The sequence below is a fragment of the Flavobacterium limicola genome (assembly GCF_003634755.1).
GTDB lineage: Bacteria > Bacteroidota > Bacteroidia > Flavobacteriales > Flavobacteriaceae > Flavobacterium > Flavobacterium limicola.
Map to the genome: position 1 here is coordinate 424,896 of NZ_RBXA01000001.1, position 22,492 is coordinate 447,387.

A 22,492-nucleotide genomic window follows, 5' to 3' on the forward strand; every position below is an offset into this window, starting at 1 on the left:
AATTAAATTTTTATTCCTTGAACTACTGCTGTTTCTGTTTTCTCCATTAAATCAGCAAAATCATAATCCTTAACCGCTAACGGTTTATGTACTACAAAGGTAAGGCGATTTCCTAAACCTAATGGGAAAAAACCGTATTTAACTATTTTCCAAGAATTGTTTATACTTACTGGAACCACATATGCCGAAGGTGCGTTCTTGCATAAAATTTTAAGACCAGTTTGCGAGAACTCTTTTGGTTTTCCCGTCTTGCTTCGTGTTCCTTCCGGAAAAATAACTGCCGAACGATTGTGTTTTTCAATATATTCTCCTAAACCTTTGATGGCCGGAATGGCTTGTTTGGGATCTTTTCGATCAATAAGAACAGAACCTCCATGACGTAAATTAAAAGACACACTTGGAATTCCTTTTCCTAATTCTATTTTACTTACAAATTTACAATGAAAACGGCGGAAAAACCAAATCATCGCAATAATATCATACATACTTTGATGATTTGACACAAAAATTAAAGGAACATTTTTTGGAATACTTTCTCTGTTTTCAAATTTGTATGTTGTCCCCAAAAGATTCGTGCATCTCAACAAGAAAAAATTCAAATAATCAACACTTATTTTATGGGCTTGATAGCCAAAAACATGGAAGCAAACCCATTGTATCGGGTGAAAAATAACCAAAGTAAGACCGAAACATAAATAATAAATTACGGAAATGGGATACGAAATCAGTTTTTGCATGCTTTAAAAATTTGCCGTAAAAGTAAGAAATATATTTTTAGCGGTATTTAAATCCGAAACAATATACAGGCTCAACGTTTAATCGTAACTTTGCCAGTCAAAATCTAAGAATTTTTTCTATTAAAATGAACTTCACTTACCCAAAAAACGAAAAGCTTAAAAGTAAAATCACCATTGGATTATTGTTTACCGAAGGGAAATCAGTATCTAAATATCCGTTGCGATTGGTTTATAAAGCCAGTTCTTTGAACGAAAGTGAAAAAATAAAAATGGGTGTTTCTGTTTCCAAAAAGAATTTTAAGAAAGCCGTCGACCGCAATTATTTCAAACGGGTACTGCGCGAAACCTATCGTCTAAACAAACACCTTTTGATTGACAATCTGGACCAACCATATTCCTTTATGTTTTTTTACCAAACTAAAGACCGCTTGACATACGAGGAAATTAACACTAAAACCATTCAGTTGTTTGAGAAGTTTTTACTCCAAATAAAAAAAGAAGAGTAGCAATTCTATTTTTTGTATTTTTAGCATTAAAATTTAATGTTTATGAAGTCAATAGCCTTGTTTTTTCTATTATTAGTTTTTTTTTCCGGTTGTAAAAAGGCCGAGGCTGATTTAGACATGAAAGTATCAGCTATCAAACTTCCTTCAAAAGAAGTTTCAGCCGGCAATGCACTTTATGGCAAAGGAGATCTAAATTCATCAACAAAGGGAACTCAACAAAACATTGAACAAAAAATCATCAAAGAAGGAAATCTTCGTTTTGAAACCAATGATTTATCGGCTACCTACACTCAAATACAAAATGCGGTAAAGAGCAATAATGCAATCATTCAAAATGATACTGAGGGCAAGGATTACGAATCTGTTTTTAGAAGATTAATCATCCGTGTTCCAAGCAAAAATTTCGATTCATTTTTAAAAGACATTTCAAAAGGAGTTGCTTATTTTGACAATAAAGAAATATCATCTCAGGATGTAACTGCAGAATATATTGATATTGATGCGCGATTAAAAGCTAAAAAAGTACTGGAAAATCGTTATCTCGAACTTTTGAAAAAAGCAAATAAGGTAACAGAAATGCTAGAAATCGAAAAACAGCTTTCGGCTATTCGAGAAGAAATCGAAGCAAAAGAAGGTCAGTTGAAATATATGCAAAACCAAGTTTCGTTCAGCACCGTTACTATAGAATTCTACAAATCTATCGCCGAAGAAAGTGGTGTAACTACCTCATACGGAATGAAAATATGGACCGCCATCAAATCAGGATTCAATAGCCTTTCTAGTTTAATTATAAATCTACTCAGCATTTGGCCGTTTATAATAATTCTGTTTGCTGCAGGTTACTTTATTAGAAAAAGATTTAAGTCAAAAAAAATATAAAACAATGTATTCTTTCTTCAAAAAAAAATTCATAATTCCCGTTGTCGCTTCGGCATTTCTCTTTGTTGGAACCAGTTTCAAAGATGATTTTTTCGAAATCGCCAAGCAAATCGAGATATTCACTACACTTTTCAAGGAATTGAACCGCAATTATGTTGATGAAACCAATCCTGGGGAACTAATGGACAAGGCCATCAAGGGAATGCTGGCTAATTTAGATCCCTATACCGTGTATTTCAACGAGCAGGATGTGGTGCGATTCAAGATAAACAACACTGGAGAATATACTGGAATAGGTGCTTTATTGACTCGAAAAGAAGACAAATTAATTGTCAAGGAACCATATAAAGATTTTCCTGCCGACAAAGCGGGTTTAAAGGCCGGAGACGAAATTATTCAGGTGGGCGATGTACTTTTATCTGATTTTAAAGATGAGGCTTCTCAGCTTTTCAAAGGCACCAAAAACACAAAGATTGACGTCAAATACATCCGTAAGGGAAAAGTAAATACAACACAGATTATTCTGGACGAAGTCGAAATCAAATCGGTTCCTTTTTTCGCAAAAATAGACGACAAAACGGGTTATATTGTATTGTCCCATTTTAACAAAAAAGCATCCTTGGAAACCAAAGAAGCTTTAGAACAACTCAAAAAAGAAGGTGCGGAACGCATTATTCTGGATGTACGAGATAATCCGGGCGGACTCTTGAATGAAGCAGTGAATATTTGTAATTTATTTGTTCCAAAAAACGAGATTATCGTTACTACAAAATCAAAAATAGAGAAACATAACAGCACCTACAAAACGACAAAAGATCCTGTAGATACTGAAATTCCTTTGATTATTCTTGTTAACGGCCGAAGTGCTTCGGCATCAGAAATTGTCGCTGGGGCACTTCAGGATTTAGATCGCGCTGTGGTGGTAGGAAGTCGCAGTTTTGGAAAAGGACTGGTACAAAGACCGGTAGATTTGACTTTTGGAACGCAGCTAAAAGTAACTATTTCCCGTTATTACACGCCATCCGGAAGATGCATTCAAGCTTTGGATTATTCTCGAAAAGACAAAAATGGAATGGCTATAAAAACAGAAGAGAAGAACTTCAATGCTTTTAAAACCAGAAAAGGAAGGACGGTTTATGATGGCGGTGGCATTCAGCCCGATGTGGAACTGGAAGAGGCAAAATCAAGTCCAATAACCGATGCTTTGATAAAAAATGATGGAATTTTTAATTACGTAACCAGTTATTATTATAAAAATCCCGATTTAGGAAACCGTATTCCTACCGTTACTGATGCAGATTATTCCGATTTTAAACAATTTTTGAAAGTGCAGAAATTCTCTTTCGATACAGAAACAGAATTGGCATTGAAAAACACTTTGGCTGTAGCCAAAAAAGAAAAACTGGATGAATCAATTCAGGCCGAATACCAACAATTGCTAGCCGCACTGCAGAAAAGTGAAAATGCATTATTGGATAAAAACCAAAAGGAAATTAAAAACCTGATGGTCGATGAAATCATAAAACGCTACCAATATCAGGAAGGATTGTATCAATATTACACCAAAAACAACTCAGAAATTAAGAGATCGGTAAGTATTTTTAACAACGCGGACTATAAAACAATTTTGAAAATGTAAACTAATTACGTTGCATTTCAATATGCGGAATATCATCTTCCAGATACATTTCGCTCGTTTGCACGAAACCATGACTTTCATAGAATTTCTTCAGATACAACTGTGCTCCGATAGTGATTTTGCTTTCGCCAAAATGATGCGCAATTCCGGCAATTGATTCCCGCATCAAGTCATGCCCCCATTTCCTGTCGCGGTAATTTGCATCAACCGTTACTCTGCCAATTGAGGCATTGTCAAAACTGATTCCCGGCTTGAAAAGTCTGGAATGCGCGACAATTTTACCTTCAAATTCTCCAATAAGATGCAAAGCCACTTTGTCCTTTCCATCAAGATCGAGGTAAACACAGTTTTGTTCGACCACGAAAATCTCGCTTCTCAAACGCAGTAAATCGTATAATTCGTGAACCGAAAGTGCGTCAAACGCCTTTATTTTCCATTGTATTCCCATGTTTTGAGTATTTTATAGAATGCAAATAAAAGAAAATAAAAATTATCTTTTTACAACAACAACAGATTTTATAATTGCTTCCAGTTCATGCATTAAATCCCGTTTATCTTTTGATGGAGCATAACAAAATCCTTCTAAAACCAAAATTCGATTATAATCCGCATCAATAATAGCATAATTGATAAAAGGTCCGGACATGAAATCATTATTTAGCTGCCATGTTCCCTTAGTTTCAAAGGTTTCTTTTCCATCCAGATTAATCTTAAAAAGGTACGGTGCATACGCCTCTTCAGTAATCATATTCGTCTCCGGTTCCTTACCGCTAATGTATAATTTCCCAATGGAATCCCGCATTTTTATGATATCAGTAATCAAATTGGCGCCTTTTTTGATGGTGTTTATAGGCACCTGATACAGTAAAATACTGGTATTCCCACCAATGATTTCCTTTTTTAGCCACAAAAAATTACTTTTTTGAAGTACATAGGCATAACCGGAAGGAATCTGTAATGAAACATGGAATTTATTTTCAATTACTTTTGGATTAATTAATGACTGGCTGTTGATTTTTTGACTCTCAGCGATTTCGGAATCTTTGATTATCTGAATCATTTTCGGAGCATTTTTCTCAATACAAGCTATAATATCAGCGGCAGTTTTGCCTGAAATATGAAATACGTTTTGAGGTGATGCGTATTGGTTCTTTTTGATTTCAAACCTGTTTTCTTCTGCTTTTTTGACCACTATGATTGCTCGGGTATCGGTCATAAATCCTTCTAAAAGCTTGACTGGATATTGATTGATGTTGAATAAAGGTTCTTCCTGTGGCAACCCAATTACTGGCGATGCAAACTTGCTTCGGATACTGTCTCCTATCTCCCCATTCCATAACTGGTCATCAATAATAACTGAAATCGTATTGATCTTACCGGTTGTCTTACGAGTTACATGATCATTCTCCTTTTTACAGGAAAACAACAGCAAAGAAACAAACAGAACTAAAAAATGGGCTTTATTCATTACTATTCAATTATAAAATGAAACCCAAATTTATAGAAGTTTATTGTATTATCCGTTTATTTTTAACTTCATTCCAGGTTTGATATGTTCACCGCGAATACCGTTCCATTTTTTCAAGTCCGAAATGGATACACCTAGATATTTTTTTGACAATGCTAAATAAAGAGTCTCCTTTTTTACATCATAATCGGCGCTTACATTTGTGATTGCTGAAGTAAAGTCTTGTTTTAAATAAAAAAACCTTGATTACAAAAAAATGTTACCAAGGTTTTACACTACAATAATTTATCACTTTCTTAAAAATAAATTTTTATAAAAAGTAACCTTCAATACACCCGCGCTTACATTTAATCTAAAATAGCTGCAATTCCAGGTAATATTCTGCCTTCAAGCATTTCCAACATAGCGCCACCGCCAGTAGAAACGTAACTCACTTTATCTTCTAATCCAAATTGTTTCACCGCAGCAACGGAATCACCTCCGCCTACAAGTGAAAATGCTCCGTTTGCAGTTGATGCAGCGATAGAATTTCCTAGAGTAATAGTTCCTTTTGCAAAATTTTCCATTTCAAAAACGCCTAATGGACCATTCCAAAGTATTGTTTTGGATTCCATGATTACTTTATGGAAGTTTTCCAATGATTTTGGACCTGCATCCAATCCTTGCCAACCGTCAGGAATTTTATTAACATCAACAATTTGAGTTTCAGCATCATTTGCAAAAGCATTTGCTGCCACAACATCAACCGGAATATGAATTTGAACTCCTTTTTCTTTAGCTAAACGCAAAATTTCCAATGCCAATTCTTGTTTATCATCTTCACAAATAGAATCCCCAATTTTACCTCCTAATGCTTTCACAAAAGTAAAAGTCATTCCGCCACCTATGATCATGTGGTCTACTTTATCCAAAATATTCTCGATAACGGTAATTTTAGAAGACACTTTAGATCCTCCAAGAACTGCTGTCACCGGTTTTTCACTATTTTTCAAAACCTTGTTTAAACTTTCAATTTCTTTAGCCAATAACAATCCAAAACATTTTTCAGCTGGGAAAAATTGTGCAATAATGGTAGTTGAAGCATGTGCTCTGTGTGCCGTTCCAAAAGCATCATTTACATAAACGTCTCCAAGTGACGCCAGTTCTTTTGCAAAAGCAAGATCTCCAGCCTCTTCTTCGCTATGAAAACGCAAGTTTTCTAACAATAAAACTTCCCCTGCTTGTAGCTTTTCAGCAGTATTTTTAGCTGTTAAACCAATACAATCTGTGGCGAACTGAACAGGAACTCCAAGAATAGCTGATGCCGTTTTCAAAATATGCTTCAAAGAATATTTTTCTTCTACTCCTTTTGGACGGCCCAAATGTGACATCAAAATTACGCTTCCACCTTGTGCTAAAATAGCATCAATAGTTGGTTTTGCTGCTTCTATACGTGTCGCATCTGTTACATTGAAATTCTCGTCCAAAGGAACATTAAAATCTACACGAATTAATGCTTTTTTATTTTTGAAATTAAAGTCTTTTAAGGTCTTCATTAGTTTATTGTTTTTAGAAAGAGTAACAAATATAGAACTTTTAAAGGAGTAACAAATTGGAAAAAAACCTATAAATTCATTTTTTACTAACGAAATCGTTGTAATCTAACAAAAAAGATGTCTAAAATTTTCTTAATATCTCCAATACGTTTCAACAGTCAAAAAACATTCCACAAACACTTTTAGATGCTTTGTAAGGAACCAAAAACGCAAAACAAAAGTAGTTTGAAGTTACACTTTCAATTTGGCTAAAATAACACCGAATATGCACTGAAAACGGTTTTAAATAACAAAACCGATACGCTGTAAAAACGTATCGGATTTGATGTTAAAAAAAAGAAGGTTCTTAGTCGTGAACCGGACTTTGTGTACAAGGGCAATTACTGATTCCCTGAAGGAAATCCAATCCTATTGTAACCACATGTGTTCCAGAATTGTATGCCGAAAGCTCGTTAAGAGTCACCTGATAGGAATACCCAAAATAAAAATTAGACTTCTTGAAACCAACCATTGGACCTAAATTTAATGGTTTTCCTATTTGATCATTCAAAAAACGATACGATATTCCACCCCAGTAGTAATCGTCATAGCGGTTGAATTTACGGTACTTGATGTTAATATCGGTACTGGAACGTCTGTCGCTGACAAACAATTGATAGTATACTGATGGTTCAATCTCTGCCCTGTTATTGCTGTTATTCTTAAAAACGTATCCGGAATACACTTGATAATTTCTCAAAAGACTGGGTTCTATCCCGCTAAAATTGTCAATGTCTTTATCCAGAATGTTACTGGCATTGAAACTCAAATAAAAACTTTTGTTTCTATAGAGTAATCCCACATCAAAGTTATTATTCGAAATAAACCTGTTGTTTGTAATTGCAGGGTCAAAATCAACAGGATCGAGTGCATTTGCATCAATCTTAAAGTTATTGATATTATATGAAATACCAAAAGACAAATACTGCTTGGAATAATAGTCTAAGATGATATGATGGGCAAATGAGGCCTTGGCACCCGTTTGTCTTGTATTTCCATTTTTATCATTATAAACTGACACACCCACCCCGGATCGATCTGCAATCCTAAAATCAGCATAAATAGATTGATTGTCTGGAGCGTCTTTGATACCTACCCATTGGGTCAATCCATTGGCTCTAATTCTAAGGTTATCTCCAATCCCGGCAAATGTGGGTGAAATAACAAAAGGATTGTCCGCTAAGTATTGTGTAAAAACGGGCAAATTTAGCTCCTGACTGTGGCTAGAAGCTACAGTCAAGAGAAAAAATGATACTATGATTTTTTTCATTTTATTAATTTTATTTTGAGATGACATAAGGCCTTGCCTTTACCATTATCTGTATAATGTGAAGTGTCCAACAAATTCACGTGCATCTTTTGCATCTCTGATTTTTATGACATACCAGTAATCCCCTGAAGGTAATTCGTTACCATTGTATTTACCATCCCAGAATTGACTTTCTCTATACGAACCTAATTTTCTACCGTATCTGTCATAGACATAGAATACTAAATCCTTATAGTTAATCGTATTGGTTGGTGCCCAAGTATCATTATTACCATCTCCGTTTGGCGTAAAGACATTTGGTATCTTGATGTCAATAAATTCAAAATATCGGGTAGCCGTTGCCGTACATCCATTTATATCAGTAACGGTAACCGTATAATCACCTGATTTGTAAATAATAAAATTACTTTGATTACCGTACGATTCACCGTCTAACGTGTATTGGTAATTTCCACCACCACCTGTGGCAGTAGCTACAATTTCGTTTAAGCCACCATCCGCAAGGGTCAATGTCAATGGATCTACTTGTAAAACATCAAATACAACTTGTTTGATACATCCATTAGAATGTCTTACGTCTATCGTGTGTCGTCCTGGCGTTAAATCAGTAAACACATTACTAGCTTGGAACACTGTTGAACCGTCTAATGCGTAATCCAAATCAGCTGGCATGTTGCTGGCATCTACCGTAACCGTTACGGAGTTGCTGGCACTATTACTTACACAATCGTAATTTAAAGTCGCCTGTGGGTTTAATGTCACCGCTTCTCCTAGAATTACGGTATGTTCCGTGGTACAATTATTAGCATCACGAACATAAACGATATGCTCACTTCCTGATAAACCAGTAAAATCAAATTGTGTTTGAACTAAAGTTCCCGGAGTATACGTTCCGTTTACATCATCAAGACTTACGCTGTAAGGAGCGTTTCCTCCTGTAACATTAATGCTGAATGCACCATCAGCATCACCAGCACATACTTCCGGAATCTCTGTACCCGGAATGGTAGTCACAAAAATAGAATTTGGCTCACTAATAATTACTCCAGTTGTGTATATAAAGCAACCGTTCTCATCCTGCACAATATAATCATACGTACCCGGTTTTAAATTATCAAAAACATTAGACTCAAAAAACTGGTTTAAATCCGGTGAAATGGCATATTTTATAATTCCTGTTCCACCAGAAGCCGTTATCACAATTTTTCCGTCGCCTTCACCTGCACATGTAATATTAGTCACTGCATTGCTTTCTGTTAGTGGGAAATCTGGTTCTGTAATGACCACTGGAACTACAGTTCGTGCCTCACAATCCATACTCACTACATTTACCAGATACGATCCTGCCGGAAGATTCGTAAAATTCCCTGGAGAAGTTTGCACCGGTGTAAATGACAATGCATTACCAGCCCCATCCAATAAAGTGTAAACATAGTTTCCTAAACCACCTTGTGCCGTAGCAACAATTACTCCTGAATCATCTCCTTTACAGTTGATGACTGCATTTTGAATATTTACATCAATCACTAAAGCAGGAACTGTATCAATCGTGATGTCATTAGATATAAAACTTTCGCATCCATTGATATCTCTAATGTAATAATTGTAAGTTCCTACCGGTACAGAGAATGTAGCAGTGTTACCTGTCATCGCTATAACCGTTCCAAACGTTGAAGTTGTACTGTACTCATATGGTGCAGTTCCTCCTGAAGCAGTTAACGTAAGTGTAGCATCAACATCACATGAAATGGCTGTGGCCAATGCTAAGCTTGCTGTTACTTTTGCAGGCTCAGTAATGAGAATAGCAGCTGATAATGCAGAACAAGTCCAAGAATCAGATACTTGTACCTGATAATTTCCTGCACCTAAATTTGTAAATGTATTAGACACTTGCGGGCCATCAGTAGTTACTGTACCGTTAGTGTAAGTAGTTACTAAACTATATAAATAATTGCCTGATCCACCTGTTGGCAATGTTGTAACGGTAATGCTTGCATTGGTATCACCAAAACAGCTTACCAATGTTGTACTAGGCGTTGCCGTGAAAACAATTGGAGCAGGATCTGCTAACGTAATCGTTACAAAATCCTCACAGCCTTTACTGTCTCTTACATTTATCGTGTAGGTTCCTGCTGTCAAACCTGTAAATTCTGTTTGAGCTGAATACGCAATATTTTGCGCAGGAGTTGGCCCCACTAACTCAAATTCATACGCACCTAGCCATCCGCCAGTAGCAGTTACCGAAATTGTTCCGTCATTATTACCGGTAACACATGTGATTTCAGTATGGGTTTCCGTAATATCCAGTGCCGCTGTAGGACCTGTAATGGTAAAGTTTTTAATTACTGGGCAAGAAGGCGATTGCGATAACGTTGCCGTAATCGTGTACGTTCCTGTAGCCAAACCTGAAATAGTGATTGGTCCAGCGTCCAGTGCTGTTCCTCCAGGTAATGTATTTCCTAAAGCATCTTGTAAAGTATACGTGAATGCTCCTGCATCATCTCCGTTAACCGGCGTAGTCGTAATCAAACGATCTACAAAAGTGACATTCACACTTCCATCAGTACCAGAGAAACAAGTCACATCCACAACGGTATCAATGGTTAGGTCGAAAGTGTTTGGCTCGTTTACATAGTGTACCCCTTGGATTTCACAATTCGTATCTAAGTTTTTCACCGTGATTAGATAATTTCCTACTGGCAATCCTGTGAATATTCCATTGTTATTAGGAATAGCAGGATAAATAGTACCTGTTGTAGACACCCCTGTAATTGGATCATAGATTACATCTACTAAAGTATATTCTAAATTGGGAGTTCCAACCCCTATAATAGTAGCTGAAACCGTAATATTCTCAAGGTTATTACACGTTATTGCTTGGTCTATCACCACATTTACTTTGTCTAAAGCAATATAAGGGTCAATTGTAATTGCAGCTGTAGTAGTACCAATACATCCTTTATCATCATACACATTCACAATATAAGAACCTCCGGTTAAGTCGGCTTCAGTGTACACATTGCTGGCACCAAATTGAACTTGTGTATTTGTTGTTGTTCCAACTTTGATAAACTCATAATTCATATATATATTTGAACCTCCTGTTACTAATGCTGGATCTACCGTAATAGTCGCTAAGTTACCAATGTTGTCTGTTGTACAACCGAATGGTACTATAGTTGGAGCTGGAACAAAAATTAGTCCAGGTTCAACTATTGTAATACTTGCGTTATCTGTACAACCTCTTTCAGAAGTGACTGTTACAGTATACGTTCCTGCCTCTAAACCGCTGAATAAAGGAGAGTCTTGTGGACCACGATTTACCGCTGTTGATGTAACTGTTGTTGTTCCACTCAATACATACGTATATATTGGATTATCATTTACACCATCTGCTGGCGTATCCATGCTAGCTGTAATAGTTCCATCAGTACCTCCGTTACAAGTAACCTCTGTTTTAGCTAATGCAAAACCAGTAATTGGAGTAGCTTCTTGCAAATCAATATCAACATAAACTTCACAACCCGTTGCGATATCTTGAACATAAACTCTATGAAGTCCAAATGCTAATCCAGCAAATGGAGTGGCCATAGGATACGTACCTGCATCAATTTTATATTGATAATTAGATAAACTATTTGACCCCCCAGTTGTACTTACGGTTATAATTCCATCGTTGTTTGCACAAGAAACTGGTGTGTCAACGATTGGGCTTAAAATAAGTGGTTCATAAATCGTTACTGCAACTCCAATAGAAGGACATCCATTAGCATCTTTTACCGTAATAGTATAGTTACCAGGTGCATTCACCGTGATAATATTTCCTGTTTGGTAATTGCTACCATCAGCACTGTATTGGAACGTTGTTGGACTAAATCCAGTTGCTGTAACCGTTATATCGTAAGTACCTGTAGAGCTCGGACACTGCGTAGCTACTGCAGATGCAATAGTAGGACTAGCATCTGTTTGAATGGTTACTGTTTCAACATCTACACAACCATTCGCATCCATAACATAAACATCCCAAACCATATCTAAACCGGAGCTGGTATCTACTGTCAACTGGTTGCTAGAAACATAAGTTGTAGGAGCTGTTGCCATATTAGCAACTACTGCATACTTATAATTTGATGTTCCACCTACTGGCGTCACAGTAATCGTTGCAGTGTCTACATTACAATTGATATTGGTAGCGACAGTTGTAAAATCAAGTGCTAATGTAGGTTCTGTAATTGTGAAACTTACATCATCTATACATCCTGTAGTACTATCCGTTACTTGTAAGGTGTAATTTCCTGGTGCTAATGAAATCAAACTTACTGTATTTCCAGCGATTACTGGTGTTCCACTTCCTAATGTAAGTATTGCAGTATAGCTTGTAAAATTAGTGACAGTAAAGGTTGCTGTTCCATTATTAGCAGCAAAACAAGTAACATCCGTGGTACCTGATGCTGCTACTGTAATATTGGTTACTGGATTTACGGTATACAATTCTTGATAGGTACAACCATTACTATCTGTTACTTCGAACATGTAATCACCTGGCGGTAAGCCTGTAAAACTAGCTGGAACTGTATTTCCTGCTGTAGTTTGTGAAGGATAAAGTATTGTAGGAGCGTTATTAAATTCAATAATTTCAAATACCAATGCTCCCACTCCATTTGTAGCCCTAACTTCTACCGTTTCTGAATTAGCTGGACAAGTTGGTAAAATTGTTGGGACAAAAGTTAAATTCGTTGGTGGAATCAGGGCTGGAGTTGTAACATCTGTCAAATTAACAATACAACCATTAGCATCTCTAACACTAATTGTTGTAGTTGTAGCTACTGGACCATTATTTACCGTAAAGGTATTGTCACTGGTATATCCTAAACCATTGAAGTTATAGGTGTAACCCGTTCCTACTCCTGTTTGAGTTCCTCCCGATGCAGTTACCGTAATTACAGTAGTGTTGCTACACGTGGTGTTAGGCGCTGCAGCTGCCGTAGCGGCAAGCAATGCTGGCTCTGAAACAGTTATTGGAACTGTTGTCTCCAAACAATCTCTATCATTACGAACAGTAACTGTATACGTTGTTCCTGCTGATAAGTTTGCAAAAGTATTAGCTGTTTGGAATGGAGTTGAAGTAACACCATCAAATAAGCTGTATTTATAAGGACCAACTCCTGAAGTTACGTTTATAGTAATTTCACCATCAGTACCAGCATTACAACTTACATTTTTAACAATTGGTGTGGCCAATACCGTTGCAGGAATTGGGTCTATTACAAATGTAGTACTAGCGGTACATGCGCCGTCATTTGTCTCAAAAATATAAGTACCTGCATCTAAACCAGTAAAAATACCAGAAGTAACTCCCGTAGTATTGACAACTGGACCAGACGTGATCATATAGGTATAACTACCAGCACCTGCACCACCAGTAGCGGTAACGGTAACTGTTGCATTTGGCGCAGGTAAATTACAATCCAAAACTTTGGTCAAAGCAGGTGTTAGCTGCAACTGAGGCAATACAATATAATCTACATCATCGGTACAACCATTTCCATCTTTTATCACTAGGTTGTAAGTTCCCGCTGCATTAAAAGTAAAGCTTGGCGAAGCTTGGAACGCACTTCCGTTTACGCTGTATGTAGCCGGTAAAATAGTAGCAGAAGCAGCAGCATCAGTAACTAGATTGATTGTAAATGGTGTACCATTATAACAAATAGTCGCAGGAAGTGCAATTGTTGGTGGCGCATCTTGTAGTAAGATAACATCATCGGATTGAATACAGCCATACGCATCTTTAGCATACACATAATACGTTATACCTGTTAATGAACCTGGTCTATTAAACGTGTTACCTAAAACCCAGTTAGTGTCTGCAGCTAATGGTGGAATAGCCGATGCAGTTACTTGATAGGTGTAAGGCCCTGTACCATTTTCAGCTAGTGCTGTAATAATACCATTATCTGTACAGTTAGAATTTTTTATAATTGTTCCAGTAACAGTAAGTATTACTGGTGACTCCAAAATATTAAAATTAATAGACGCTATACTACAACCTACATTTGGTCCTGCAGTTTCTCGAACCAAAATATAATAGCTACCAGCCGGAAGTAGTGAAACTCCAAAATTAGTGATTGGCAATGTTCCACCTGCAGGAATCGTTCCCGTACCATTAGCACCTGTAATTAATACGTTTGTAAAGGCTTCATATACTTGATACGATACAGTTACAGAAGAAGTGTAGGTATTGTTAATATTGAAATTTACACTACCGTTAGTATCACCTGTACATTTGATATTATTTCCTACAACATTATCAACGGTAAGTTGAGTATTAGTTGGAACAATTGTAGCAGCTGTTTCGTAGTAATAACATAAAGTAGCTTCATCATACACAATAAAAGTGTATGTTACTCCCGGAAGTAATCCTGTGAAAGTAGTTCCTTTGGAAGTTGGTGGTGCTTCACCTTGCCAACCATCAACACCATCAGCTGTCCAAATTTGTGGTGGGAATGCGCCTCTGTAAATATTAAAATGAAAAGGTCCTGAACTGGTTAGTGCACCCAATACTGCAACATTAGCTGTACCTCCAAGAGTACAATCCGCTGTTGTATTGATAACGATATCTAAATCATCTGGATCTGATGCGACTTTTACGTCATTTTCGATAACGGTACATCCATTTGCATCCACAACTCTTATCTGATAGAAACCAAAATCCACTACATCAAAAGATGTTGAAATATTTCCTGGATTAGTTTCAAATTGATTGTATCCATTTATTCCAGTAACATAATATGTATACGGTGCAGTACCACCAGAACCGCCAACTGTGCTCACACCATCTGTAATCATATCAATTATAATAGAACCTTTTGAAATACCAGAACCTGATACACATTGAATATCAATAACCCTGTAATCTATAACCATCGGGCGAGGTTCCGTAATAGTTATACCATCAGTATCAGTACAACCTTTGGCATCTCTAATCGTAATCGTGTAAGGTCCTGCAGAAAGTCCTGTAAACGTATTTGAACTTTGGTAATTAATGCCATCAATACTAAACTGGAATGGTGCTAAACCAAGTGAAACATCAAAATCAGCTCTAATAGCACCTGTATCGTCACCATTACAATTGATAAATGCTGTTTGCGTGATACCTGTAATATCAGGAATAATTGGTGCTGTAACTGTAATAGCTGTTGTTGTTGTATATGCACAACCTGTAGTATTATCGGTAACTGTAAAGGTATAATTACCAGCTGTGTTTGTTGTAAATATACCTGTAGTTGCACCTGTTACATTTGATGCTTCTGCTAATGGTGTTGTTATAGCATAGGTAAATGTTCCTGAACCACCTGTAGGTGTAACTGTGATTCTTGCAGGCTCGTCACCTACTACACACGTTATGTCTTTGTTTAAAACGGCGTTTAGCGTTAATTGTGGCGCAACGACTACTGATAATGCTGTTGCAATACAACCGTTTCCATCAATCATAGTAATGATGTATGTACCTGCTGTAGTCACAGTAAATACATTGCTTGTTTGGTAAGAAGCACCATTGTTAATACTGTAACGTATTGGAGTAATAATTCCAGCTAATGGTGTTGTAGTATTAGCAGCTGTAATGGTATATCCACCTGCAGTTCCTAAACATCCTGAACCAGTAGCGGTTACAGTTGGTATTGGGTCTGAAGTTATGGTAACTTGTACCATATCGGTACAACCATTTGCATCGCGTACGTATACATCCCAAACAGGCGTTGCTGGATTTAAGTTCCTTACAGGACTTGCTGTATAATCAGTTGCAGCAGGTATATTTCCAACAGGCACAAATGCATACGCATAAGCAGTAGTACCGCCTGAAGCAGCAACTGTAACTCTTGCAGTTGGTACATTACAATTTGCATTTATGTTTGAAACAAGAGTAATATCTAATGCTGCCGTAGGTTGATTAATAGTCACTATAGTAGTTGCAGTACAACTGGTAATATCATCTGTAAAGACAACCGTGTACGTTCCTGCAGGTCTGTTTGTCAAATCGAATGTTCCTAAAGTTTGTCCTGTTACTGGAGGTTCTGCATTAACAATATAGCTGTAGGTTCCTGTTCCAAAACCACTCACGCTATAACGAATAGAGCCTGTTGTGCCATTAAAACAGTTTACATCAGTCAATTTTGTTCCAGTAGCTACGATTGGGATTCCTGGCGCAATAGTATGCGACTCTGTATCGTAACAACCATTAGCATCCGTTGCTCTAAAAACATAGTTTCCAGCAGCTAATCCTGTGAATTCACCCGTTGAAGCACCGGAAATATTTGTTGTAGGTCCAGATACAATGGTGTAAGCCAATGGCGCCACTCCTGTTCCTGGCGTCATTGCAATTGTTGCTGTACTTGTTGTTGCCGATGGGGCACAATATATAAGAGTACTTGTAATTTTATCTATTACTGGTCGGTTTAATGGTGCTAAAACAATAGCTTGCATTGTTGACAAGCAACCGTTAGCGTCTTTTACAACAACATTAATAGTTTGTGTAAGTCCGTTATCATTAACTGTTAACGTAGCATTAGACCCGAAAGTAGCTCCGTTGTTATAACTATATGTATACGTTCCTGATCCACCTGTAGGCGCGACAGTTATTGTAGCTGACTGAGGTGCATTTGTAGGACTACAAGTAAAAGCAGTCGCTGTAGCGTTAGGAGCAATAGGTGTTGGGTTTGCAATAGTTACTGTAGTAGGTAGAGATGTACATCCTTTACTATCTGTTATACTTACCGTATAATCACCAGCTGGTAAATTTGTAAATTGATTAGTCGTTTGGGTTGTGGTAGGTATAGGCCCACTCAATACATAAGTGTACACACTTGTAAATCCTCCTGAGGCAGTTACCGTAATGGTTCCATTACTTAAACCATTACAGGTAATATCTGTTTTGACAGTACTATGTGAAGGCGTTGTTTTTGGTGTTACAGTTATTATGTTGCTAGTTGCAGGACAACCGCGACTGTCCGTTACGGTAAACACATAATTCCCAGCTTGTGTTGCAGTATACGGGAATGAAGTTACTGTAGCAGGTGTTCCTGAATTGTAAGATACGGTGTAGGTGTAGGAGCCACCATTGCCATTGGTCACAACTTCATTGCCAATTGAAGCGTCGTCAGAACACGTTAAATCATTAATTAAGGATACATTGAAGACGATTTGTGGCGCAATCACTATACTAGAAATGGTATCCGTACAATTATTGCTGTCGGTTACTACAATATCATGTGTTCCGGGTGCAACATTTGTAAATGAATATGAAGTCGATGCAGAACTAACGGCTGCATTACCATCCAGTTTATAAGTAAACGGTCCAGTCCCACCAGTAACGGTTACGCCTAAAGTTGCTGGATTGGCGGTCGTGTAGCAATAATCAGTTGTAGTAGCTAAAGAAGCTGTCAATGCCGGTGGAGCTGTTACATTTACCACAATTCCAACAGGATTTGTACAACCATTAGCATCACGAACAAAAACAGTATAACTTCCTGCCGGCACATTAGTGAAATTAGCATTATTATTGAAACCGGTAATTACTGTTGTTCCATCTGATTGATACAACGCATACTGATACGCAGGTGTTCCACCTCCGCCAACTGCGGTGATAGTAGCTCCGGTAGTACAAGTAGCAAGTGTTGTGATCGAGGCAGTAGCCGTTACTGCAGTAGGAGTTGAAATAGTAACATCAAATGGTTTAGAACAAGACGCCACTGAAGAACCTACAGGACGAACGATTACTTTATACAACGCTCCTGCCAAATTGGAGATCGTTACTGGTGACGTAAATAAGGCCACACTCCATGTAGTTCCGTTATCAATAGAATATTGAAATCCTTTCGTTGCATCAATATTAGTAGCGCTAATCGTGATTTCACCATTAGTTAAACCATTACATGTTACGTTTTTGGTGCCTGCAATTTGTGCAGTAAATGCTTTTCCCGTTGGAACTACTACCGTGAAATCTTTGGTTGTAATACATGATTTTGGAAGTTGAAAAACATTGATATCATCAATAACAACATCGTTTCCGCTAGTTGCAATACTTTTAGAACGTATAACAAAATTTAAATTGGTGTTATTTAATGGATTAAGTGTCAAAGAATAATTAATCCAGTCTGGATTTGTTTTTTTAACTGTTTTTGGAATCTTATTAGTAGACTGAGAAGCAATTACTACACCCGCTCCATTCACCAATTGAAAAAGCAATTCCGGATCTTCCTGACTATTCGCTAATTCTAATAAGTTCATAGCATAAACCGATACCGAAACGGGTTGGTTTTGTATAATATCTTTAATTGGTTTACTGTACAGTACACCATCGGCTCCTGCGAATCCACCAATATTAACCGCAAGAAATCTCCCTTTTGCAACAGTTGCATTTGAAGTATGATCTCTAGCAGCTACCCAAGGTCCAAAAGGAGATACAATTCGAGCTGTTACAGAATAATCCCCATCATTAATTTGTATACTTGACCTACATTGGGTAGCAGTAACTTGTCTTTCAAAACAATACGCACTATTCATTCCTGGAGAGGTTACATCCTCACCAATACCAAAATCCTCTTTTAATAAATTACTGAAAGTAGGTACAGTTCCCACCTTATATTCTACCCGGACTGCATGTGTACCAGGAGTAACGTTTATGAATACATTACTGGGTACATTCGTGTTTTTTACCCCGTCTAAGTAATAATCATACGTATAAGATGTGCCACCAGGATTGTTGATGGTCACTGTGCTGGTTGCAGTTCCATCGCAATTGAAATCTACAGGTGTATCTACATTTATAACTGGAGCAACTGGCTCTGGTTCAATTATAATATTTGGCATAGCGTAAATACATCCGTTGGCATCCCTGATATATAATGTATAGGTACCAGGAGCTTTGTAAGCATCATTGACATTGATCCAAGTCGCTTGATTATCAAAACTATATTCATACGGTGCAACTCCTCCTTGTGGGTTAGTAATACGTACTTTACCCTCACGAGCTGGTCCACAGCCGGCCAATTCCGAAACTCCCGCTGAAGCAGTCAATGCAGTTGCTGGTTGCGTGATGGTAATCACTTTCATGGTATCAAGACACTCTACACCATTCAAAGAATATTTTAATATAGTGTTGTACGTTCCCGCTGCAAGATTAGAAATAATTGCAGAAGATCCATACGTTGTTCCGTTATTGATACTATAGGCTAAAGTATACCCATTAGCATTAGTAACATTAAAATTGATAACTCCAGTGGAATCTCCATAACAATTTACGTTGGTACCGGTTGGGTTATAAACTGGTTTAGGGACTGCGGCAATTGTAATTGAAGTATTTGCTATACAACCATTATAATCCACAACTCTGATAGTATAATTACCCGCTGTTGGTGTATTAACTACAGCACTATACTGCGCAGTTGTCGAACCATTTACGTAGTACGCATAAGGAGCTGTTCCTCCGATAGGATACACTGTAATTTCGCCTGTTTCACAAGTTAGTGCTTTTGTTTGATTAACAGTAGCTTTTAAAACATCTGGTTCAATTAGTACTATTGTACCTGTTTTTAAACAACCATCATCTGTTTTTACTTCATAATCATAACTACCTGGAGACAAATTAGAAAATGTATGATCACTCGCTGCTATAGGCCCAACAGCATTTACTAATGAACCTGATTTGCTAATACTATAAAAATATTGCGCTCGTACATCGTTTGCTGCTAATTTTATTGATCCTTTGTCACCATTACACAAGGGCTGAGAAATGAATTCACTTACAGTAAAATTACGTTGTAGAATATCAATCCCGGGAACTGAAAATAAACAAGGATTGCTAACAATACCTTTTTGTCTAATGTAAACAGTATACGTACTAGCTGTAGTTATAGAAAAAACATTACTGTCCTGGAAAGGTCCTGAAGCACTCAAGCTAAATTCGTAACCGGATGTAGGAACGCCTCCTACAATGATTTCACCAGAAGTATTACAAATAATATCTCTGGAAGTAGCCGTTGGGTTTAATAAGTTTTTAAAAACATTAAAGTAGAAAATATTAAAACAACCACCAGCATAATTGAAAACCACTCTAAATTGTCCGGAAGTATTTGCCGTATAACTTGATCCAGTGGCTATGTTATCCCAAGTACAATCCACTTTTTCATTGGCACAATCATCCGTTCCTATGGCAGTACAACTGGCTTCATTCAGTTTTTGCCAAACAATAGAAATAGCATCTGTAACACCAGTATTTATTAATCTAGTCGCATTGGCACCGCATAAAAATATTTTAGGCAAGTCTTTTCCATTATTTGGACATTGCACCACTTGATCTGCAAATGGTATCACCGGATTTTGTACAGTAGTACCAGAGGGTGAAACCGTAACGACTTGTTTTATGGATCTACAAGGAGCATTCGCAATGTTATTAACATAATAGGTACCAGTTTGACTAACTGTTATTGATTGAGTAGTGCCAATAACAGGTGTACCTGTAGCACTTGTTGACCAAGAATACGAATTATATCCATTGGCAGCCGTCAAAACTACACTCGCACCACATAATTGGTAATCTTTAGTATAAATACAATTTTCAACTCCTACTAAAAAGTTGGTTGGAGATGCAGTACCTAAATAGCATTCTCCAAAAGTGGATAAACTAAGTTGATCATCTACCTTAATGTCACTAGTCACTCCTACATAAGTCGCAAAAGCCTGATTCTGGATTTTATCAGAGCAGGCATCACTAAGATCATTACATTCCGGAACAACCTGAACTTTGAATTTAATTATATAACGAGGGTCACTTTTTTCCACTAAATTACTAGGAATAGTAAATACAATAGTTCTTGTAGCAGCGTTGTACACATACGTAATCCCAGAACCATTTGGAACAATTATGTTATTAGGGTCAAAATTTATATTAATAGGTAATATATCTTTGATGGTAAAGTTTTCAGCATCATCATTTCCTATATTTTGAAAACCAATAGCATAAAATAATTCTTGACCTAAAGTTACATTAGCATTACCTATGTTAGTAGTTAAGGTAGCATCACTAAAAACTTGTTTTGTAAGTACGATTTTGGGTTCAATAATTTCTAAGGAAATCGCATTAAAATAATAAAAATAAACATCTTGATTGCTTCGTAAACCTATAACCGCACTTATGTCATTATTTTTAATGACAGCATTCCCATTGTTATTTATTTCTAAAATTCCGGCATCATACCCCAACGTATTTGTACTTGCTGGATTACGGTTGATAAAATTCTCTGTTTTACCGTTAGCCGGATCAATATAAGTAACAGAACTATTAAAGAAATTATTTGTCCCTCTAATTGTAGTTCCTGCATTATTTACGGCTGATAGTATAGAACCATTTATAGTCAAGTAATCTCCAGAAATTCCTTGGTCTCCTTCTAAGGCCGAAAAAGCAAATTTAGCTCTTACTGGTCCTGTAGGAATTGTTCTGAATCCAGTTACGGGAATATCTAAATTTACTGTAGAACTGATGGCACTAAAACCATCAAAGGAGGTAATTGATTTAGCCGCTAACTTTGGATCTTCATACACAATAAAAAGTGACCAACCTGCAGAAAGACCTGTTCCTCCATTTGTTCCCACTTTAGTAGACACATTAGCAACGGTATACGTTCCCTCTGGAGTTGGGTTTCCGGCTCCAGTTACTAAACTGGTTACATCAGCATAACAGGCATACGGATAACTTGTTCCTATCACATTAGTACCTGAATCATGAATTATTGTACCTACCACATCATTATACCCTCCAGTAGGCATTTTGAATTTAATATTGGTAATAGGAGTTGTACCCTTAGTCACTGCACCCCAATACAGAGCCGCATATAAAATTTTATAACATGGAGCTGCTGGAGCTGAAGCATTAGGAACGACTAGATTAGCACTACTAGAATTAAAAACACCTGCCGTAGCTCCATTATCGATATTGATAAACTGCATATCAAAATCAGAATTAAGCTTATTACCATTGTAAGCAGTATTAGGATCAGCTCTATTCAGAATGCTATTCCCAATCAATAACATATCTCCTTTAATATCCTTATCAAACCTTGGAGTAAAAGGTTTAAGAGTTTGTGAATAGGATATGAAACTTTGTAAAAAAATAAAAGCAAGTAGGATTACTTTTAAAAAAGTAGTTTTTTTCATGGTATTAGTTTATTTGGGTACTTGCTTGATCTTCATTCCAAAAACTGGAATTTATTCCAAGCAAATTATGTGGTATTTAAAAAATTTAGTATTGCTATTTAATTAAAAAATTAATTCCTTATTCCCTATTAAATTAGGAATAGTCGATGGCATCTTTAACGGGAAATACTATTCTAAAACAAGTTTAGAATAGGATCATCCCAATTCAAAA

9 protein-coding genes are annotated in these 22,492 nt (G+C 36.9%); 3 read left to right on the top strand and 6 right to left on the bottom strand.

From position 1 onward, the window contains the following. Window positions 1-2: 2 nt before the first annotated feature. Entirely contained in the window at window positions 3-737 is a 735-nt protein-coding gene (locus BC952_RS01870; protein ID WP_113664671.1) for a lysophospholipid acyltransferase family protein, read from the bottom strand. Window positions 738-862: 125 nt separating this feature from the next. Here BC952_RS01870 and rnpA point away from each other — a divergent pair, with 125 nt between their 5' ends. The 3 genes from rnpA to BC952_RS01885 are packed head-to-tail and all read left to right on the top strand — an operon-like array spanning window position 863 to window position 3,761. Further along, entirely contained in the window at window positions 863-1,243 is a 381-nt protein-coding gene (rnpA, locus tag BC952_RS01875) for a ribonuclease P protein component (protein WP_121364014.1), read from the top strand. Between the two features lie 42 nt (window positions 1,244-1,285). Beyond that, window positions 1,286-2,122, top strand: a complete 837-nt coding sequence (locus BC952_RS01880; RefSeq protein WP_121364908.1) for a DUF4349 domain-containing protein — start codon at window positions 1,286-1,288, stop codon at window positions 2,120-2,122. 4 nt (window positions 2,123-2,126) lie between these two features. Further along, window positions 2,127-3,761, top strand: coding sequence for a S41 family peptidase (locus tag BC952_RS01885; RefSeq protein ID WP_121364907.1), 1,635 nt, complete (start codon window positions 2,127-2,129; stop codon window positions 3,759-3,761). Between the two features lies 1 nt (window position 3,762). Here BC952_RS01885 and BC952_RS01890 read toward each other — a convergent pair whose 3' ends face one another. From BC952_RS01890 to BC952_RS01915, 5 genes are all read right to left on the bottom strand, one after another. Next, a complete protein-coding gene (locus BC952_RS01890; protein WP_121364015.1) occupies window positions 3,763-4,209 on the bottom strand; it encodes a GNAT family N-acetyltransferase in 447 nt (148 codons plus the stop codon). Between the two features lie 42 nt (window positions 4,210-4,251). Then, window positions 4,252-5,229: a DUF4837 family protein gene (locus BC952_RS01895; RefSeq protein WP_121364016.1), complete on the bottom strand. Its 978-nt coding sequence runs from the start codon at window positions 5,227-5,229 to the stop codon at window positions 4,252-4,254. Window positions 5,230-5,576: 347 nt separating this feature from the next. Then, entirely contained in the window at window positions 5,577-6,764 is a 1,188-nt protein-coding gene (locus BC952_RS01905) for a phosphoglycerate kinase (RefSeq protein WP_121364018.1), read from the bottom strand. 346 nt (window positions 6,765-7,110) lie between these two features. Further along, window positions 7,111-8,073: a PorP/SprF family type IX secretion system membrane protein gene (locus BC952_RS01910; protein ID WP_121364909.1), complete on the bottom strand. Its 963-nt coding sequence runs from the start codon at window positions 8,071-8,073 to the stop codon at window positions 7,111-7,113. Window positions 8,074-8,118: 45 nt separating this feature from the next. Next, window positions 8,119-22,281, bottom strand: a complete 14,163-nt coding sequence (locus BC952_RS01915) for a T9SS type B sorting domain-containing protein (RefSeq protein ID WP_121364019.1) — start codon at window positions 22,279-22,281, stop codon at window positions 8,119-8,121. Window positions 22,282-22,492: the final 211 nt, after the last annotated feature.

Bases quoted from the DNA above. Each gene is read 5' to 3' on its own strand.
- BC952_RS01895 (WP_121364016.1), bottom strand. From the start codon at position 5,229: ATGAATAAAGCCCATTTTTTAGTTCTGTTTGTTTCTTTGCTGTTGTTT.
- BC952_RS01885 (WP_121364907.1), top strand. From the start codon at position 2,127: ATGTATTCTTTCTTCAAAAAAAAATTCATAATTCCCGTTGTCGCTTCG.
- BC952_RS01890 (WP_121364015.1), bottom strand. From the start codon at position 4,209: ATGGGAATACAATGGAAAATAAAGGCGTTTGACGCACTTTCGGTTCAC.
- BC952_RS01870 (WP_113664671.1), bottom strand. From the start codon at position 737: ATGCAAAAACTGATTTCGTATCCCATTTCCGTAATTTATTATTTATGT.
- BC952_RS01905 (WP_121364018.1), bottom strand. From the start codon at position 6,764: ATGAAGACCTTAAAAGACTTTAATTTCAAAAATAAAAAAGCATTAATT.
- BC952_RS01880 (WP_121364908.1), top strand. From the start codon at position 1,286: ATGAAGTCAATAGCCTTGTTTTTTCTATTATTAGTTTTTTTTTCCGGT.
- BC952_RS01915 (WP_121364019.1), bottom strand. From the start codon at position 22,281: ATGAAAAAAACTACTTTTTTAAAAGTAATCCTACTTGCTTTTATTTTT.
- BC952_RS01910 (WP_121364909.1), bottom strand. From the start codon at position 8,073: ATGAAAAAAATCATAGTATCATTTTTTCTCTTGACTGTAGCTTCTAGC.
- rnpA (WP_121364014.1), top strand. From the start codon at position 863: ATGAACTTCACTTACCCAAAAAACGAAAAGCTTAAAAGTAAAATCACC.